The 13,738-nt window shown below is 71.4% G+C and carries 11 protein-coding genes; 1 reads left to right on the forward strand and 10 read right to left on the reverse strand.

What is annotated here, in order from left to right:
* The first annotated feature begins 128 nt into the window (after nucleotides 1-128).
* Nucleotides 129-4,028 carry a DNA-directed RNA polymerase subunit beta' gene (locus tag AC07F3_RS39810; RefSeq protein ID WP_114037211.1) on the forward strand — a complete coding sequence of 1,300 codons (3,900 nt, stop codon included), beginning with the start codon at nucleotides 129-131 and terminating at the stop codon, nucleotides 4,026-4,028.
* A gap of 71 nt (nucleotides 4,029-4,099) precedes the next feature.
* Here AC07F3_RS39810 and AC07F3_RS39815 read toward each other — a convergent pair whose 3' ends face one another.
* From AC07F3_RS39815 to AC07F3_RS39860, 10 genes are all read right to left on the reverse strand, one after another.
* Nucleotides 4,100-4,363 (reverse strand): hypothetical protein, encoded by a 264-nt coding sequence (locus AC07F3_RS39815; RefSeq protein ID WP_479119813.1) that lies wholly within the window; start codon nucleotides 4,361-4,363, stop codon nucleotides 4,100-4,102.
* Nucleotides 4,350-4,592, reverse strand: coding sequence for a hypothetical protein (locus AC07F3_RS39820; protein ID WP_479119814.1), 243 nt, complete (start codon nucleotides 4,590-4,592; stop codon nucleotides 4,350-4,352). Before AC07F3_RS39820 ends, AC07F3_RS39815 begins: the two co-directional genes overlap by 14 nt.
* A 119-nt stretch (nucleotides 4,593-4,711) precedes the next feature.
* Entirely contained in the window at nucleotides 4,712-5,638 is a 927-nt protein-coding gene (locus AC07F3_RS39825; RefSeq protein WP_479119815.1) for a peptidoglycan-binding protein, read from the reverse strand.
* Between the two features lie 95 nt (nucleotides 5,639-5,733).
* Nucleotides 5,734-7,185, reverse strand: a complete 1,452-nt coding sequence (locus tag AC07F3_RS39830) for a phage tail protein (RefSeq protein WP_479119816.1) — start codon at nucleotides 7,183-7,185, stop codon at nucleotides 5,734-5,736.
* Between the two features lie 48 nt (nucleotides 7,186-7,233).
* Nucleotides 7,234-7,947, reverse strand: coding sequence for a hypothetical protein (locus AC07F3_RS39835; RefSeq protein WP_479119817.1), 714 nt, complete (start codon nucleotides 7,945-7,947; stop codon nucleotides 7,234-7,236).
* A complete protein-coding gene (locus AC07F3_RS39840; protein ID WP_479119827.1) occupies nucleotides 7,948-9,066 on the reverse strand; it encodes a hypothetical protein in 1,119 nt (372 codons plus the stop codon). It lies immediately after the preceding gene.
* An 8-nt stretch (nucleotides 9,067-9,074) separates the two neighbouring features.
* Entirely contained in the window at nucleotides 9,075-10,187 is a 1,113-nt protein-coding gene (locus tag AC07F3_RS39845; RefSeq protein WP_479119819.1) for a hypothetical protein, read from the reverse strand.
* 67 nt (nucleotides 10,188-10,254) lie between these two features.
* Nucleotides 10,255-11,319 carry a phage distal tail protein gene (locus AC07F3_RS39850; RefSeq protein ID WP_479119820.1) on the reverse strand — a complete coding sequence of 355 codons (1,065 nt, stop codon included), beginning with the start codon at nucleotides 11,317-11,319 and terminating at the stop codon, nucleotides 10,255-10,257.
* 25 nt (nucleotides 11,320-11,344) lie between these two features.
* Complete coding sequence (locus tag AC07F3_RS39855; protein WP_479119822.1) at nucleotides 11,345-12,505, reverse strand: hypothetical protein; 1,161 nt, start codon at nucleotides 12,503-12,505, stop codon at nucleotides 11,345-11,347.
* A 69-nt stretch (nucleotides 12,506-12,574) separates the two neighbouring features.
* Nucleotides 12,575-13,636 (reverse strand): phage tail protein, encoded by a 1,062-nt coding sequence (locus tag AC07F3_RS39860; RefSeq protein WP_479119824.1) that lies wholly within the window; start codon nucleotides 13,634-13,636, stop codon nucleotides 12,575-12,577.
* Between the last annotated feature and the right edge of the window lie 102 nt (nucleotides 13,637-13,738).

A 13,738-nucleotide genomic window follows, 5' to 3' on the forward strand; every position in this document is an offset into this window, starting at 1 on the left:
CGGGTCTGACGGGGGCTCGCTGAGAGCCCCCGTCTCCCCCTAGGCCTTATGGGCCTGGGAGGGACCCCCATCCGGACCCCCCTCAGACCATCTTGAAGAATCGACCCCGAAAGAGGGATTGACGACAAGTGCTCGACGTCAACTTCTTCGACGAGCTGCGGATCGGCCTCGCCACCGCTGACGACATTCGTCAGTGGTCCCACGGTGAGGTCAAGAAGCCGGAGACCATCAACTACCGCACCCTCAAGCCCGAAAAGGACGGACTCTTCTGCGAGAAGATCTTCGGTCCGACCCGGGACTGGGAGTGCTACTGCGGCAAGTACAAGCGCGTCCGCTTCAAGGGCATCATCTGTGAGCGCTGTGGCGTAGAGGTCACGCGTGCCAAGGTGCGCCGTGAGCGGATGGGCCACATCGAGCTTGCCGCTCCCGTGACCCACATCTGGTACTTCAAGGGCGTTCCGTCGCGTCTTGGCTACCTGCTCGACCTCGCGCCGAAGGACCTCGAGAAGGTCATCTACTTCGCCGCGTACATGATCACGTTCGTGGACGAGGAGCGCCGCACGCGCGACCTGCCGTCGCTGGAGGCGCACGTCTCCGTCGAGCGTCAGCAGATCGAGAACCGCCGCGACTCGGACCTCGAAGCCCGCGCCAAGAAGCTCGAGACGGACCTCGCCGAGCTTGAGGCCGAGGGTGCCAAGGCCGACGTGCGCCGCAAGGTGCGCGAGGGTGCCGAGCGCGAGATGAAGCAGCTGCGCGACCGTTCGCAGCGCGAGATCGACCGTCTCGACGAGGTGTGGAGCCGCTTCAAGAACCTCAAGGTCCAGGACCTCGAGGGCGACGAGCTGCTCTACCGCGAGCTGCGTGACCGTTTCGGCACGTACTTCGACGGCTCGATGGGTGCCGCTGCCCTGCAGAAGCGCCTGGAGACCTTCGACCTCGACGAGGAGGCCGAGCGCCTCCGCGAGATCATCCGCACCGGCAAGGGCCAGAAGAAGACCCGTGCGCTCAAGCGCCTCAAGGTCGTCTCCGCGTTCCTGCAGACCAGCAACAGCCCCAAGGGCATGGTGCTCGACTGCGTGCCGGTCATCCCGCCGGACCTGCGTCCGATGGTGCAGCTGGACGGTGGCCGCTTCGCGACCTCCGACCTGAACGACCTGTACCGCCGCGTGATCAACCGCAACAACCGCCTCAAGCGACTCCTTGACCTCGGTGCGCCCGAGATCATCGTGAACAACGAGAAGCGCATGCTTCAGGAGGCCGTCGACGCGCTCTTCGACAACGGCCGTCGTGGTCGCCCGGTCACGGGCCCCGGCAACCGTCCGCTGAAGTCGCTGTCCGACATGCTCAAGGGCAAGCAGGGTCGATTCCGTCAGAACCTGCTCGGCAAGCGCGTGGACTACTCCGCGCGTTCCGTCATCGTCGTCGGTCCGCAGCTGAAGCTGCACCAGTGCGGTCTGCCCAAGGCCATGGCACTGGAGCTCTTCAAGCCGTTCGTGATGAAGCGCCTGGTCGACCTGAACCACGCGCAGAACATCAAGAGCGCCAAGCGGATGGTCGAGCGCGGCCGCACGGTCGTGTACGACGTCCTCGAAGAGGTCATCGCCGAGCACCCGGTTCTGCTGAACCGTGCGCCCACGCTGCACCGCCTCGGCATCCAGGCCTTCGAGCCCCAGCTGGTCGAGGGCAAGGCCATCCAGATCCACCCGCTCGTCTGCACCGCGTTCAACGCGGACTTCGACGGTGACCAGATGGCCGTCCACCTGCCGCTCTCCGCGGAGGCGCAGGCCGAGGCCCGCATCCTGATGCTGTCCTCGAACAACATCCTGAAGCCGGCCGACGGTCGTCCCGTCACCATGCCGACCCAGGACATGGTGCTCGGCCTCTTCTTCCTCACCACGGACGAAGAGGAGCGCGAGGTGAAGGGCGCCGGGCGTTCCTTCAACTCGACCGCCGAGGCGATCATGGCGTTCGACGCCCGGGAGCTCTCGCTCCAGGCGAAGGTCGACATCCGCTTCCCGATCGGCACCGTCCCGCCGCGTGGCTGGACCCCGCCGCTCGACGAGGACGGCGAGACGACCTGGCAGCAGGGCGACTCGTTCCGGCTGCGTACGTCCCTGGGCCGCGCGCTCTTCAACGAGCTGCTGCCCGAGGACTACCCGTTCGTCGACTACTCGGTGGGCAAGAAGCAGCTCTCCGAGATCGTCAACGACCTGGCCGAGCGCTACCCCAAGGTCATCGTGGCGGCGACGCTCGACAACCTGAAGGCGGCCGGCTTCTACTGGGCGACCCGTTCCGGTGTCACCGTGGCCATCTCCGACGTCGTGGTCCCCGAGGCCAAGAAGGCGATCGTCGCGGGCTACGAGGCGCAGGACGAGAAGGTCCAGAAGCAGTACGAGCGCGGTCTGATCACCAAGGACGAGCGCACGCAGGAGCTCATCGCGATCTGGACCAAGGCGACCAACGAGGTTGCCGAGGCGATGAACGCGAACTTCCCCAAGACGAACCCCATCTTCATGATGGTTGACTCGGGTGCCCGAGGAAACATGATGCAGATGCGTCAGATCGCCGGTATGCGTGGTCTGGTGTCGAACGCGAAGAACGAGACCATCCCGCGTCCGATCAAGGCCTCGTTCCGCGAGGGCCTGACCGTGCTCGAGTACTTCATCTCGACCCACGGTGCCCGTAAGGGTCTCGCCGACACCGCCCTGCGTACCGCCGACTCGGGTTACCTGACCCGTCGTCTGGTGGACGTCTCGCAGGACGTCATCATCCGCGAGGAGGACTGCGGCACCGACCGCGGCCTCAAGCTCAAGATCGCGGAGCGGGGCGCCGACGGCGTGCTGCGCAAGACCGAGGACGTCGAGACCTCCGTCTACGCCCGCATGCTCGCCGAGGACGTCGTCGTCGACGGCAAGGTCATCGCGCCGGCCAACGTGGACCTCGGTGACGTGCTCATCGACGCCCTCGTGGGTGCGGGTGTCGAGGAGGTCAAGACCCGCTCGGTCCTGACCTGTGAGTCCGCGGTCGGCACCTGTGCCTTCTGCTACGGGCGCTCGCTCGCCACCGGCAAGCTGGTCGACATCGGTGAGGCGGTCGGCATCATCGCCGCCCAGTCCATCGGTGAGCCCGGTACCCAGCTGACGATGCGTACCTTCCACACCGGTGGTGTGGCCGGTGACGACATCACGCAGGGTCTGCCGCGTGTCGTCGAGCTCTTCGAGGCCCGTACGCCCAAGGGTGTCGCGCCGATCTCGGAGGCCAAGGGCCGCGTCCGGATCGAGGAGACCGAGAAGACCAAGAAGATCGTCGTCACCCCGGACGACGGCAGCGAGGAGACGGCGTTCCCGATCTCCAAGCGTGCCCGTCTGCTGGTCGGCGAGGGCGACGCGGTCGAGGTGGGCCAGAAGCTCACCGTCGGTGCCACCAACCCGCACGACGTGCTGCGGATCCTCGGTCAGCGTGCGGTCCAGGTCCACCTGGTCGGCGAAGTCCAGAAGGTCTACAACTCGCAGGGCGTGTCGATCCACGACAAGCACATCGAGATCATCATCCGGCAGATGCTGCGCCGCGTGACGATCATCGAGTCCGGCGACGCGGAGCTGCTGCCGGGCGAGCTCGTCGAGCGCTCGAAGTTCGAGACCGAGAACCGTCGTGTGGTCACCGAGGGCGGTCACCCCGCCTCCGGCCGTCCGCAGCTGATGGGTATCACCAAGGCCTCGCTGGCGACGGAATCCTGGCTGTCGGCCGCCTCCTTCCAGGAGACGACCCGAGTCCTGACGGATGCGGCGATCAACGCCAAGTCCGACAGCCTCATCGGCCTCAAGGAGAACGTCATCATCGGTAAGCTCATCCCGGCCGGTACGGGCCTGTCCCGCTACCGCAACATCCGGGTCGAGCCGACCGAAGAGGCCAAGGCCGCGATGTACTCGGCCGTCGGCTACGACGACATCGACTACTCGCCGTTCGGCACGGGCTCCGGCCAGGCCGTTCCGCTGGAGGACTACGACTACGGTCCGTACAACCAGTAAGGCGTACGTCTGCCGAAGGGCGCCCACTCCGCTTGCGCGGGGTGGGCGCCCTTCGGGGTTTTCCGGCGTGCTCAGCGCGCGGCCAGCTGCCACAGGCCGAGCGCGGTCCCGGTCACCGCGGTCAGCGCGGCGATGCTCGCCACCGGCCAGCGGGTCCGCTCCAGCGCGTCGAGGCGGCTCTCGTGGTCGGCGAGCTGGCGGTCGGTCTGGTCACTGCGCTGGACGAGCAGGGCGAGCGCTCCGTCGACGCGGGCGAACCCGGCCTCCAGGGTGCCGCGCAGCCGCTCAAGCTCCAGGGCGACCGCGACCGGGTCGCCCGGGTCAGCCTCGGTCATCGGCGGCACCCGTGTGCTGGGACCCGGTGCGCAGCCAGCCCGGCAGCAGGGCCTGGACGGCGGGCAGCGCCATGACACGGGCGAGCCCGCCCGCCACGGCCAGGGCCCCGGCGACCCAGGGCAGGCCGGCCGGGATGCCGGAGGCGTCCACGAGGGCGGGCAGGGCGAGGGCGAGGGCGACGGCGGTCTGGAGGACGGTGCGCAGGGTGGTCTTGGCTGCTTCGGACATGGGGTTCTCATTTCTGGTGCGGCGGGGCACGGGGGCTGCCCGGGGCCCGGGCCGGCGGTGCGCCGCCTCCGTGGCCCCGGGTGGCCCCGGGGTGGCGGCCCCGGGGCCGGGCGGGGCGGTCAGGCGGTGAACGGGACCTTCAGGGCGTCCCAGGACGTGCGTCCGGGCACGCCGTCGGCGTCCGGGCCGTCGAAGCCCAGCCGGCGCTGCCACTGGGCGTAGGAGGCCCGGTCGGCGCCGGTCCACCGCGGGCCCGGGCCCTCGGCGTACGCCGAGCAGCCCTCGGCGACCAGGCGCCGTCCCATGGCGGTGATCACCGGCGACTCGCGGCCCTCGGTGAAGAACCCGGCGCCGGGGAACGGCTGGCGGGACGCCCCGGCGCGGGCCGCCGCCGCTGCGGCCTCGGCCGCCGCGGAGGTCCCCGCGTCCTTGCCGGCGAGGCGGGCGGCGATGCGGGCGCGCAGATCGGGCATGGTGAACCCGCGCGGATCGCTCTTCCAGTCCGACCACTCCAGGTGGCCGATCACGCTCTTGGCCGACCAGCCGTGGGCGCGGCACAGGGCCGCCGACACCCGCTCGATGGCGTCGAGCTGGGCGGCGGGCCAGGGGTCCTCCCCGTCGCCCAGGTTGACGCACTCGAAGCCGTAGAAGCGGGCGTTGCCGTCGACCGCGCCCGAGCTGCCCTCGTGCCGGTGGGTGGCCGGCGGGCGGTCGCCGTAGTCCTCCGCGATCACGGCGTTCAGGACGGCCGGGTCGCCGCCGCCCGCGTGGTTGGCGCGGCCGTTGCCGACCAGGTGGACGGTGCCGTCCTTGGCGATGACGCCGTGGCACAGCGGGCCCGGCAGCTCGTCGTAGCCGTCGTAGCAGAGCCGGACCGAGGCATCGGTGCCGCTGCTCACCGTGTGGTGGACGATCACGCCGTTGACCGGGCCCCAGGCGCCCTTGTGGTTGCGGTTGTGGTCGCGCCAGCCGTCGACCTCGACGACGCTGACGCCTTCGGCGCGCAGCGCGCTCACAAATGCGTCTGCGGACAGGGGAGTTGACATGGATGATCCGTTCGGTGGGAAGGTGAAGGCCCCCCGTGCCGGAAGGCACGGGGGGCCGGTGGAGGGGGAGGGCGGGGAGAGGGAGGGCGGGACGGTCAGGCGACGGCCGCCCAGAGGGAGTTGGTGTCGTTGATCACGGTCTTGGGGGCGAAGGTCGTCGGCAGCGAGGCCTGGCCCGTCGCGGGCAGTCGGCCGTAGCGGGCGAACGCGTTCGGCATCCGGGCGGAACCCGCGGGCCGGTCGCCCGCGCCCGCGCCCATCGCGAAGGCGGGGCCCTTGCCCGGCTCGGTGGGGCCGTTGATGAGCAGCGCCACCCAGTAGTTCCCGGCGGCCGCGTCATAGCTCTTGGTCAGCGGGCACACCGCGGTGGCGCCGTCCTTGATGACGTCCTTCAACGAGCCCGTGACGCCGACCCGGGTGCCGTTCGCGTCGTAGAGCCCCGCGTACGTCGCCTCGCTCAGGGTGCCGCCGACGTAACCGGTGCAGTAGAAGACGAGACTGCTGAGGGTGGCGGGGGTGTTGAGGCGGACGCCCATCAGATAGACCGAGCCGGCGCCGCAGTACTGCGAGCGGGTGCCGGAGGTCGCGGCGGGGTCGAAGCCCCAGGCCTTGAACCCGAGGTCGCCCGGCGCCCAACTGCCGGGGGTGGCCACCGCGTCCACGTACGCCTTGCGGGTCAGATGGCCCGCGGCCGTGGGGGTGTCGGGGGTGGTGGGGGCCGAGGTGAACGTCTTGGCGCCGTCGATGCTCTGCGCCCCGCTCAGCAGGACCGCCGAGCCCAGCGGGGCCGCGCCGACCGCGACGGCGTCCAGGACGACCTTGCCGGTGCGGTCGTTGACCGACTGCACCGGAATGCCCTCGGGGCGTACGTAGCGCAGATCTCCCGCGGCCTGGTCCAGCGCGTTGACGTCGGCCGCGCTGAGCACGACGGCGCCCTTCTTGCCGTTGACCGACGAGACCGGGTCGACCGTGCCGGGCGGGAGCTGGGTGACGGGCACCCGGCCGGCCGCGTCGAGCGCGGCCACGCCGTTCGCGGCACCGACCGAGGCGGCGGGCACGGCCTTCACGTCGGCGGGCGTGAGCACGATGTCGGCGGTGCCCTTGCCGTTCACGGACCGCACGGCGCCGGGCGCGCCCGCCGGTCCCGCCGGGCCCTGTGCGCCGGCCGGTCCCGGCGGGCCGGGAACGGCGACGTACTCCGGGGCCTGCGGGTCGGCGGGAGCGAGGTCGGCGAGGTCGACGGCCGGCCGGGCCGCCGGGAGCACGATGTTGTACGTGCGGTTGGAGGGCAGCCCGGAGAGCTGTTCGGTCACGGTGTACTGCCACTTGGCGGGGTTCATGCCCGGGGCGTCGGTGGCCGGCAGCACCGCGCTGACCCGGCCGTCCGCGTCCAGCGGGGCCACGATCGGGCCGCCGAGGATGACATCGCTCGCGGTGTGGGTGAGCAGGGCGGGGGCGCTGAAGGTGACCGTGCCGCTCAGGGCGGTGCCCGCCGGGGTGAGGTAGCGGGCGGTGACGGTCACCGTGGGAATGGTGGAGGGCAACACGGAGGTGCTCCTAGGACTGGGGGTCAGGAGAGGGGGACGGCAGCGGCGTCAGGACTTGACGCCGTACAGCGCGCGGGGCGAGCAGCGGACGGTGGCGCCGGGCGCCCCGGCCCGCGCCTGCACCAGGAAGGTGACGGGGCTGTCGTACGCGGCGCCGATCGGCGCGGTGAACTCCAGCGTTCCCGTGGCGCTCGGCCCGACCTGGACACCGTTGACGAGCAGCCGGACCTCGCCGCCCGGCGTCGCCGCGATCAGGCAGTACAGGTACGGGTGTTGGGCGATGGCGTTGCCGTTGTAGAGGGTGGTCCACTCGGTGGCCGAGGTGGACTCCCAGCGGCCGGTGTCCTCAGGGGTGGGCAGCGGATACGGGATGTAGGGGCGGGCCAGGCCCTCGCCGCCGGTGTCGTCGGCGAACAGGGCGTTGCCCTTGCGGTCGAAGACCTTCACCGACTGGTTGGGCTGGAGGTCGGGAGCGTCGGCGTGCACGGTGAGCGCCTTGGACCCGTCGTCGCGCCGCACGAAGAACCCCTGCTGCTCCTCGCCCCCGGGCCGGGCCGGGGAGACCTGGCCGATGTAGAGGAGCTCGGCGCCCTTCTGCTCGTCCCGGTTGCGGACCGCGAGCTGTCCGCCGTCGCTGATGACGACGTTGCCGCCGCTGATGCGGTCCATCGCGGGGCGGGTGTTGGCGCTGCCCATCAGGGCCCGCACCTGGCGTTCCAGGGCGCGGATGCGGTCCAGGAGATCCGTGGGGATCGCGGCCATCTAGGCGTCCTCCAGTTCCAGATAGAGCTTCGCGGTCTCGGCCCGGCCGCGGCCGGGAGGCGTCACGGTCAGGCCGACGATCCGGTAGCGCGGATCGGGCCCTTCCTGGTGCCAGCCGTCCCGGATGCGCAGCAGCACCGAGGCGCCGATGAGGGCGGGCGTGATGCGGCCGTCCACCCGGACGGTGACCTCGGGGATGATCTGCGGCTGCCGGGCCCGGGCCAGTTCGGCCCGGGCGAGGCTGTCCAGGACGGCCCGGTCCGAGATGCCGCTGTGGTCCGACGACCCCTCCAGGCGGGGCCAGCCCGCCTCCAGGTCGTCGCCGGCGACCGCCGGGTCGGACATCTGCGGCAGCGAGGCGGCGGCGTTGTTGTTGTTCGCCGTCTCGCCGCGGGCGAGCCACACGTTGGCCTGCACGGTCGAGTCGGCGGGCAGGCTGTAGGTCAGCACCGGCCCCGGCCGGTCCAGGACGATGGGCACCGCGCCGGTACGGATCTTGGGGTGCCCCAGCTGGAGCCTCTTGACCCGGGCCCCGGTGTCGGAGTCGCGATAGCACTGCACGCGCCACTCGAAGCCGTACTGCAGGGCCGCGAGCTGGTCGATCAGCTCCCGCACCCGGGCGAGGTCGGTGCGGGCGTAGGCATGGCTGCCCAGCACGCCCGACGGCTCGTCGTCCAGGACGATCCCGATGTCGCCGCCCGGCTGCTCCTGGACGTGCCGCACCAGCGCGCGGGCGATGTCGAACTGGTCGGCGCCGGGGGCCGGGAAGGACAGGTCGGCGGAGAGGATGCGGTGGTCGAGGTAGGAGTCGAAGGTGCCCGCCTGGATCTGCACCTCCAGGCGGCCCCGGTCGTCGCCCGCCGGGGTCGAGGTCCACAGGATCCCGCCCCACCAGATGTCCGAGCCGCGCTCCAGCCAGACCGCGGTGCGGCCGGGCCGGAGCGCCGCGCGGGCCCGCGCGGCGAGCGCCGCGTCGGGCAGCGGGACGGTGGCGCGCAGCTGGCCCGGCTTGCCGATGAAGTCGTCGAACTCGACCTCGGTGAGCGGCAGCGCGTCGATGACCCGGTCGGTCCGCAGATCGCAGAACAGGGCGCGATAGGTGACCTCGCCGGTCGGCATCGCACGGTTCACGGGGCGACCTCGTAGGTGCCGTACACCTCGTACCAGCTGTCCGGCACCGGGGTCATCGGGTCGTCGGCGTCGACCCACACGCCGGTCGGCTTGCCGCTGGCCTGGACGGTCGACCAGTTGCGGGCCACGCCGTTGGGGTGGAAGGCGGTGCTGGTCTCGGCGCCGCCGTAGAAGTAGCCGCCCGCGTCGCCGCCCGTGCGGGCACGGAAGTTGATGGTCAGGCCGCGCGGTCCTGCCGGGCGGACCGGCAGGCTCAGGTACCAGTTGCCGTTCTTGTTCGGCCCGCCCCAGTTGCTGGTGGAGCCGATGACCAGGGCGGCCTGGAAGTGCACGATCGGGCCGTCCTTGATGTAGCGCCCCCACAGCGAGCCGTTGCCGAGCTTGGGGACCGGGGCGCCGGCGGTGGCCTGGCCCCAGGCGGGCGTGTAGTCCCGCCACGTGGCCCGCGGCTCGGGGTAGGGCCGCCACTCGGTGCCGTTCCAGCGCTCCAGGCTGCCGCCGTTGTCGCGGTACTGGCCGGGGTAGGAGCCGCGGTAGGCGGGGCCGCCCGCGGGGATGATGCCGCCGACCGACGCCGTGGGGCGGCGCAGGTCCTTCACGGCCGTGGTCCAGTCGATGCCGCCGCTGCCCGCGGACGCGCCGGCCGGCACCCGCACCTCGGCGAGCGCGAGGGCGGCCTCCGGCACCTGGGGTGCGACGGGGCTGGCCGCGTAGGCGCCCTGGACGACCTCCAGGACGGCCGCGGTCTTGCCGGCGTCGTCGTAGACCCGCACCACGACGAGGTCGATGCGGGGCAGGCCCGGGTCGCCGTCGAGGAAGGTCAGGCTCGTGTACTCGGAGATGTAGACGGGGTAGGCGCCCGCGCCCGGGCGGCCCTGGATGACGGCGCGGCCCGGCGCGACGAGGGCGCTCATGCCCGCCGTGTCGCCGAAGACGTACAGGCCGGCCATCAAGAACTGGCCCTCGGGGGAGCCGGGGATGATGCCGCTGCGGGTGGCGAGCGGGCCGTCCGGGGCCATGGTGCCGATCGGGGCGAGCCGGGTGTCGAGCCGGGACTGGCCCCCGTTGCCGTCGGTGCTGTTGAGCAGCCAGGCACTGCCGATGTTCATGCGATCTCCTAAGGGACGTACGGGAGTTGGGGCGCGGGGTGCGCGGGACGGGGGTGCGCGGGGCGGTCTACCAGTGCGTGTCGCGCCAGCTGACCGTCGCCGAGGGCTGCGGGCCCTGGGGGGCCGGCGCGGCCGAGCCCGCCCCGGCACGGAAGCTGAACGTGCTCTGGCCCGGCTCCAGTTGGAAGAGCTGCTCGGGGGTGGACCAGGCGGTGGCCGTGTGGATGCGCGAGGCGGTGCCGTTGAGGAGCACCGTGCCCGCGCCGGTGTCGACGCTCAGGACGTCGGACGCGGCCAGCGTGATGTCGTACTCCAGGCGCACCCCGTCGCCGAGCCGGGTCAGGGACGGCTTGCGGACCGGGCCGCGGAACTCGATGACCGGGTTGGCGGGCGCGTCGCCGCCGTTGAACGCGGTGGCGAGCCCGGTGGAGCGGGCCGCGCCCCAGCCCAGCGGCCAGGCCAGACCGGCCGGGGGAGCGGGGTCGGTGACGGCGGGCGCGACGACGGGGGCGGCCACGGGCGTCCCCCCGGAGGGCCGGGTCTCCTCGTCGGGCCTGGGCGGTGGCTGGTTCGGGTCGGGGACCTGGGCGGGCGGACGTTCCCAGGTGAGGCCGGGCTCGGGCAGGGGGAGCCCGGTGCGTACGGACTGGACGTCGAGCGCGAAGCGGCGCGGGTCGGCGCAGATCCACTGCACGGTCGCCTTGGCGGCGCCGTGGGTGACGTACATCCGGTCGTGCGGCAGGGAACGCTGGCTGATCCGGGCCCGCACGGCCAGGGTCTCGCCGTGCAGCCGCACGGCGAGCCACTGCTCGCCGTAGTGCACCGAGGTCGCGGCGCGAAAGCGCTGGGCGACGGCGGCCGCCTGCTCGCGCCCGTCGGGCAGCAGCCAGATGGCGGCGGTGACGGTACGGGGCTGCGACCACTGGGCACCGGGCCAGGCGCCGTGCTGGTCGGGCCGCAGGACGTCACCGCTGTCGAGGCCGGGCAGGTCGGCCCAGCCGGTGAGGCCGCTGTCGGCGATCTCGTAGTCGGTGCCGGGCCCGAAAAGGAGTCCGGCCCACTGGATCTGCCCGTCGCGGGTGATCAGTGAGCCGGGGGGTTCGGTCGTGGTGGTCAACTGTGCTGGGGGCATGGGTGGTTGGCCCTCACCTTCTGGGTTACGTCGTGTGCGCCAGGAAGAGCAGATCCTCGGCGATGCCGTACGAGCCGCGGCCCGCGGGCTCGTGGTAGTGCTCGATGCGGGGGGTGTCGGCGGCGGACCGGGCGGCGCGGGCGGCCGCCGCGGTGCGGGCGAGCAGCGCGTCGAGCTTGGACAGCGGCAGGACGACCTCGGCCTCGCCCGCCTCGGCGAGGATCACCGGGACGCCTCCGGTGCGGGGTGCCACGACCCCGCCCGCGGCGAGCATCGGGATCTTGGAGAGATCCACGCCGAAGTGCTTGCCGAGGAAGTTGAAGCTGAGCTTGTTGAGGCCGTCGATGACCCAGTTGGCGAAGGCGATGAGGCCGTTGATGGGGCCCTTGATGACGCCGACGGCCATCTGGAAGCCGCTCTGAAGGAAGTCGCCCATGCCGTGCAGGGCCTTCTCCATCGCGGAGCTGACCGAACGGAAGCCGCCGGGAAGGGACTTGGTGATCCAGTCGACGGCGGGCTTCAGGACCTGGGCCACGCCTTTCCAGAACCCGAGGACGACGGTCAGATAGCCGGTGATGACGGGGGCGACGTAGGTCAGGGCGGTTTCGATCAGGCTGCCGAGGGTGGTCATGACCGTCTCCATGAGCTGCTGCCCGAGCTGCGAGTCGAGCGCGAACTCGATGAGCTGTTCCGCGAACGGGGCGAGCAGGGTGGCGACCAGGACCCATGGGTTGGCCTTCATGACCAGGTTGATCGCGGTCATGACACCACTGGCGATCTTCAGCTTCCCGCCGAAGAGCCCGGTCACCTTGCCGAGCACGCCGGAGCCCTTCGCGGAGACGGTGAGGGACTTGGCGGCGAGGTCGGAGCTCCGCTTGAGGTTCTTCACCTCGCGGGAGGCGCCCTGGGCACCGGACTTCACCTTCAGGACCTGGGTGGTGGCGCCGGGCGCCTGACGTCCGAGCGCCCCCACGGCGCGGCCGGCGCCGTCGGCTCCGGTGGCGAACTGCTTGATGTCCTTGCCGGTCCGGGTGGCCGACGCCCTGATCCGGTCGACGGCCCGGGCGGCGCTGGTGATGCCGGTCCGCGCGGCCCCGGCCGCCCCGGCGGCCTGGCCGGCCGAGGAGCCGAAGCTACGGAAGGCGCCGCTGGAGTTGGCGAGCGGGTGCGGCGGGGCCCCGGCCATGGCGTGCCCTCCCTTCTGTGCCGGTCCGGGCTTCTGTGCCGGTTCGGGTCCGGTACGTGCCGCGGGGCGTCATCCGCGCGCCTTGGCGAGGAAGAGCAGGGCGCGGGCGGTGTCCTGCGGGTCGGTGCCCTGGGTGGCGTAGTAGTTCTCGATGTGGAAGCCCTCGCCGTAGGCGCCCGCTCCGGCGGGCAGCGGTCCCGTGCGGGCGGCGCGGCTCAGCAGCCGGTCCAGCCGGGACAGCGGCAGGACCGCCTCCGACTCGCCCGCCTCGGCCACGATCGCGGGGACACCGCCGCTGCGCGGGGCGACGATGCCGCCCTCGGCCAGCATCGGGATCCTCGGGATGTTGACGCCGAACGTCTTGCCGCCGACGAGCGGGACCCAGCCGGGGATCGAGACGTGGATGCCGTTGAGGGCGCCGATGGCGGAGTTGATGAGCCCGATGACCATGTTGAGCGGCGACTTCACCGCCGACAGGATCCCGTCGAACACCCCGCCCGCAAACCGGGACAGCCCGCCCCAGGCGCTGGACAGGGCGTTCTTGACGGTGTCGAACGCACCGGGGATGAAGCTGGCGATCCACAGCGCGATGGGCAGGATCGCGCCCTTGATGCCGTTCCAGACGCTCGAAATGATCTTCCCGGTGCTCTTCATGAGCGGGCCGATCGCCTTCATGACGGTGTCGACGACCTTGCCGATGACGTCGAAGGCCACCTTCATGATCTTCTGCATCGCCTTCGACTTGGTCGCCATGGCGACGACCTTCTCGATGAGCGGGGCGAAGAGTTCGAGCAGCATCCCGATGACGTTGCCCCTCATGGCCTTGTTGAGGCCCTTGAACCCGCCGTCGGCCTTCTTGAGCCCGCCCTGCAGCTTGCCCATCGAGACCCCGCCGGTCCCGGCCTCCTTGCCGACCTTCCCGACGGACTTGGCCGCCTGGTCGGCGGCGGTCTTCATCCCCTTGAGCTCCTTGGCGGACTGCTGGGCGGCCCCCTTGATCCGCCCCACATTGGTGTTGGCCGTACCGGCCTGCTTACCGAGCGCGCCGGCGGAGCGGCCGGCGCCGTCGATGCCTGTTTTGAATCCCTTGAGCGAGCCTGAGGCTCTGCTGAGGGACTGGACTAGCGACATGTCTTCTTCCGATCCTGGCCCTACTGCAGGGATCCGCAGTGATGGAGGAGGTTTCTGCGGGCTTCAGTGCCCGACCAGCTCTCGTTCGAGATCCGCGACCTG

The sequence above is a fragment of the Streptomyces sp. NPDC045846 genome (genome assembly GCF_056431605.1).

What these genes read in the sequence shown, in the direction of transcription:
- AC07F3_RS39820 (WP_479119814.1), bottom strand. Translation starts at nt 4,592, where the DNA reads ATGTCCGAAGCAGCCAAGACCACCCTGCGCACCGTCCTCCAGACCGCC.
- AC07F3_RS39815 (WP_479119813.1), bottom strand. Translation starts at nt 4,363, where the DNA reads ATGACCGAGGCTGACCCGGGCGACCCGGTCGCGGTCGCCCTGGAGCTT.
- AC07F3_RS39825 (WP_479119815.1), bottom strand. Translation starts at nt 5,638, where the DNA reads ATGTCAACTCCCCTGTCCGCAGACGCATTTGTGAGCGCGCTGCGCGCC.
- AC07F3_RS39855 (WP_479119822.1), bottom strand. Translation starts at nt 12,505, where the DNA reads ATGGCCGGGGCCCCGCCGCACCCGCTCGCCAACTCCAGCGGCGCCTTC.
- AC07F3_RS39845 (WP_479119819.1), bottom strand. Translation starts at nt 10,187, where the DNA reads ATGAACATCGGCAGTGCCTGGCTGCTCAACAGCACCGACGGCAACGGG.
- AC07F3_RS39860 (WP_479119824.1), bottom strand. Translation starts at nt 13,636, where the DNA reads ATGTCGCTAGTCCAGTCCCTCAGCAGAGCCTCAGGCTCGCTCAAGGGA.
- AC07F3_RS39840 (WP_479119827.1), bottom strand. Translation starts at nt 9,066, where the DNA reads ATGCCGACCGGCGAGGTCACCTATCGCGCCCTGTTCTGCGATCTGCGG.
- AC07F3_RS39835 (WP_479119817.1), bottom strand. Translation starts at nt 7,947, where the DNA reads ATGGCCGCGATCCCCACGGATCTCCTGGACCGCATCCGCGCCCTGGAA.
- AC07F3_RS39850 (WP_479119820.1), bottom strand. Translation starts at nt 11,319, where the DNA reads ATGCCCCCAGCACAGTTGACCACCACGACCGAACCCCCCGGCTCACTG.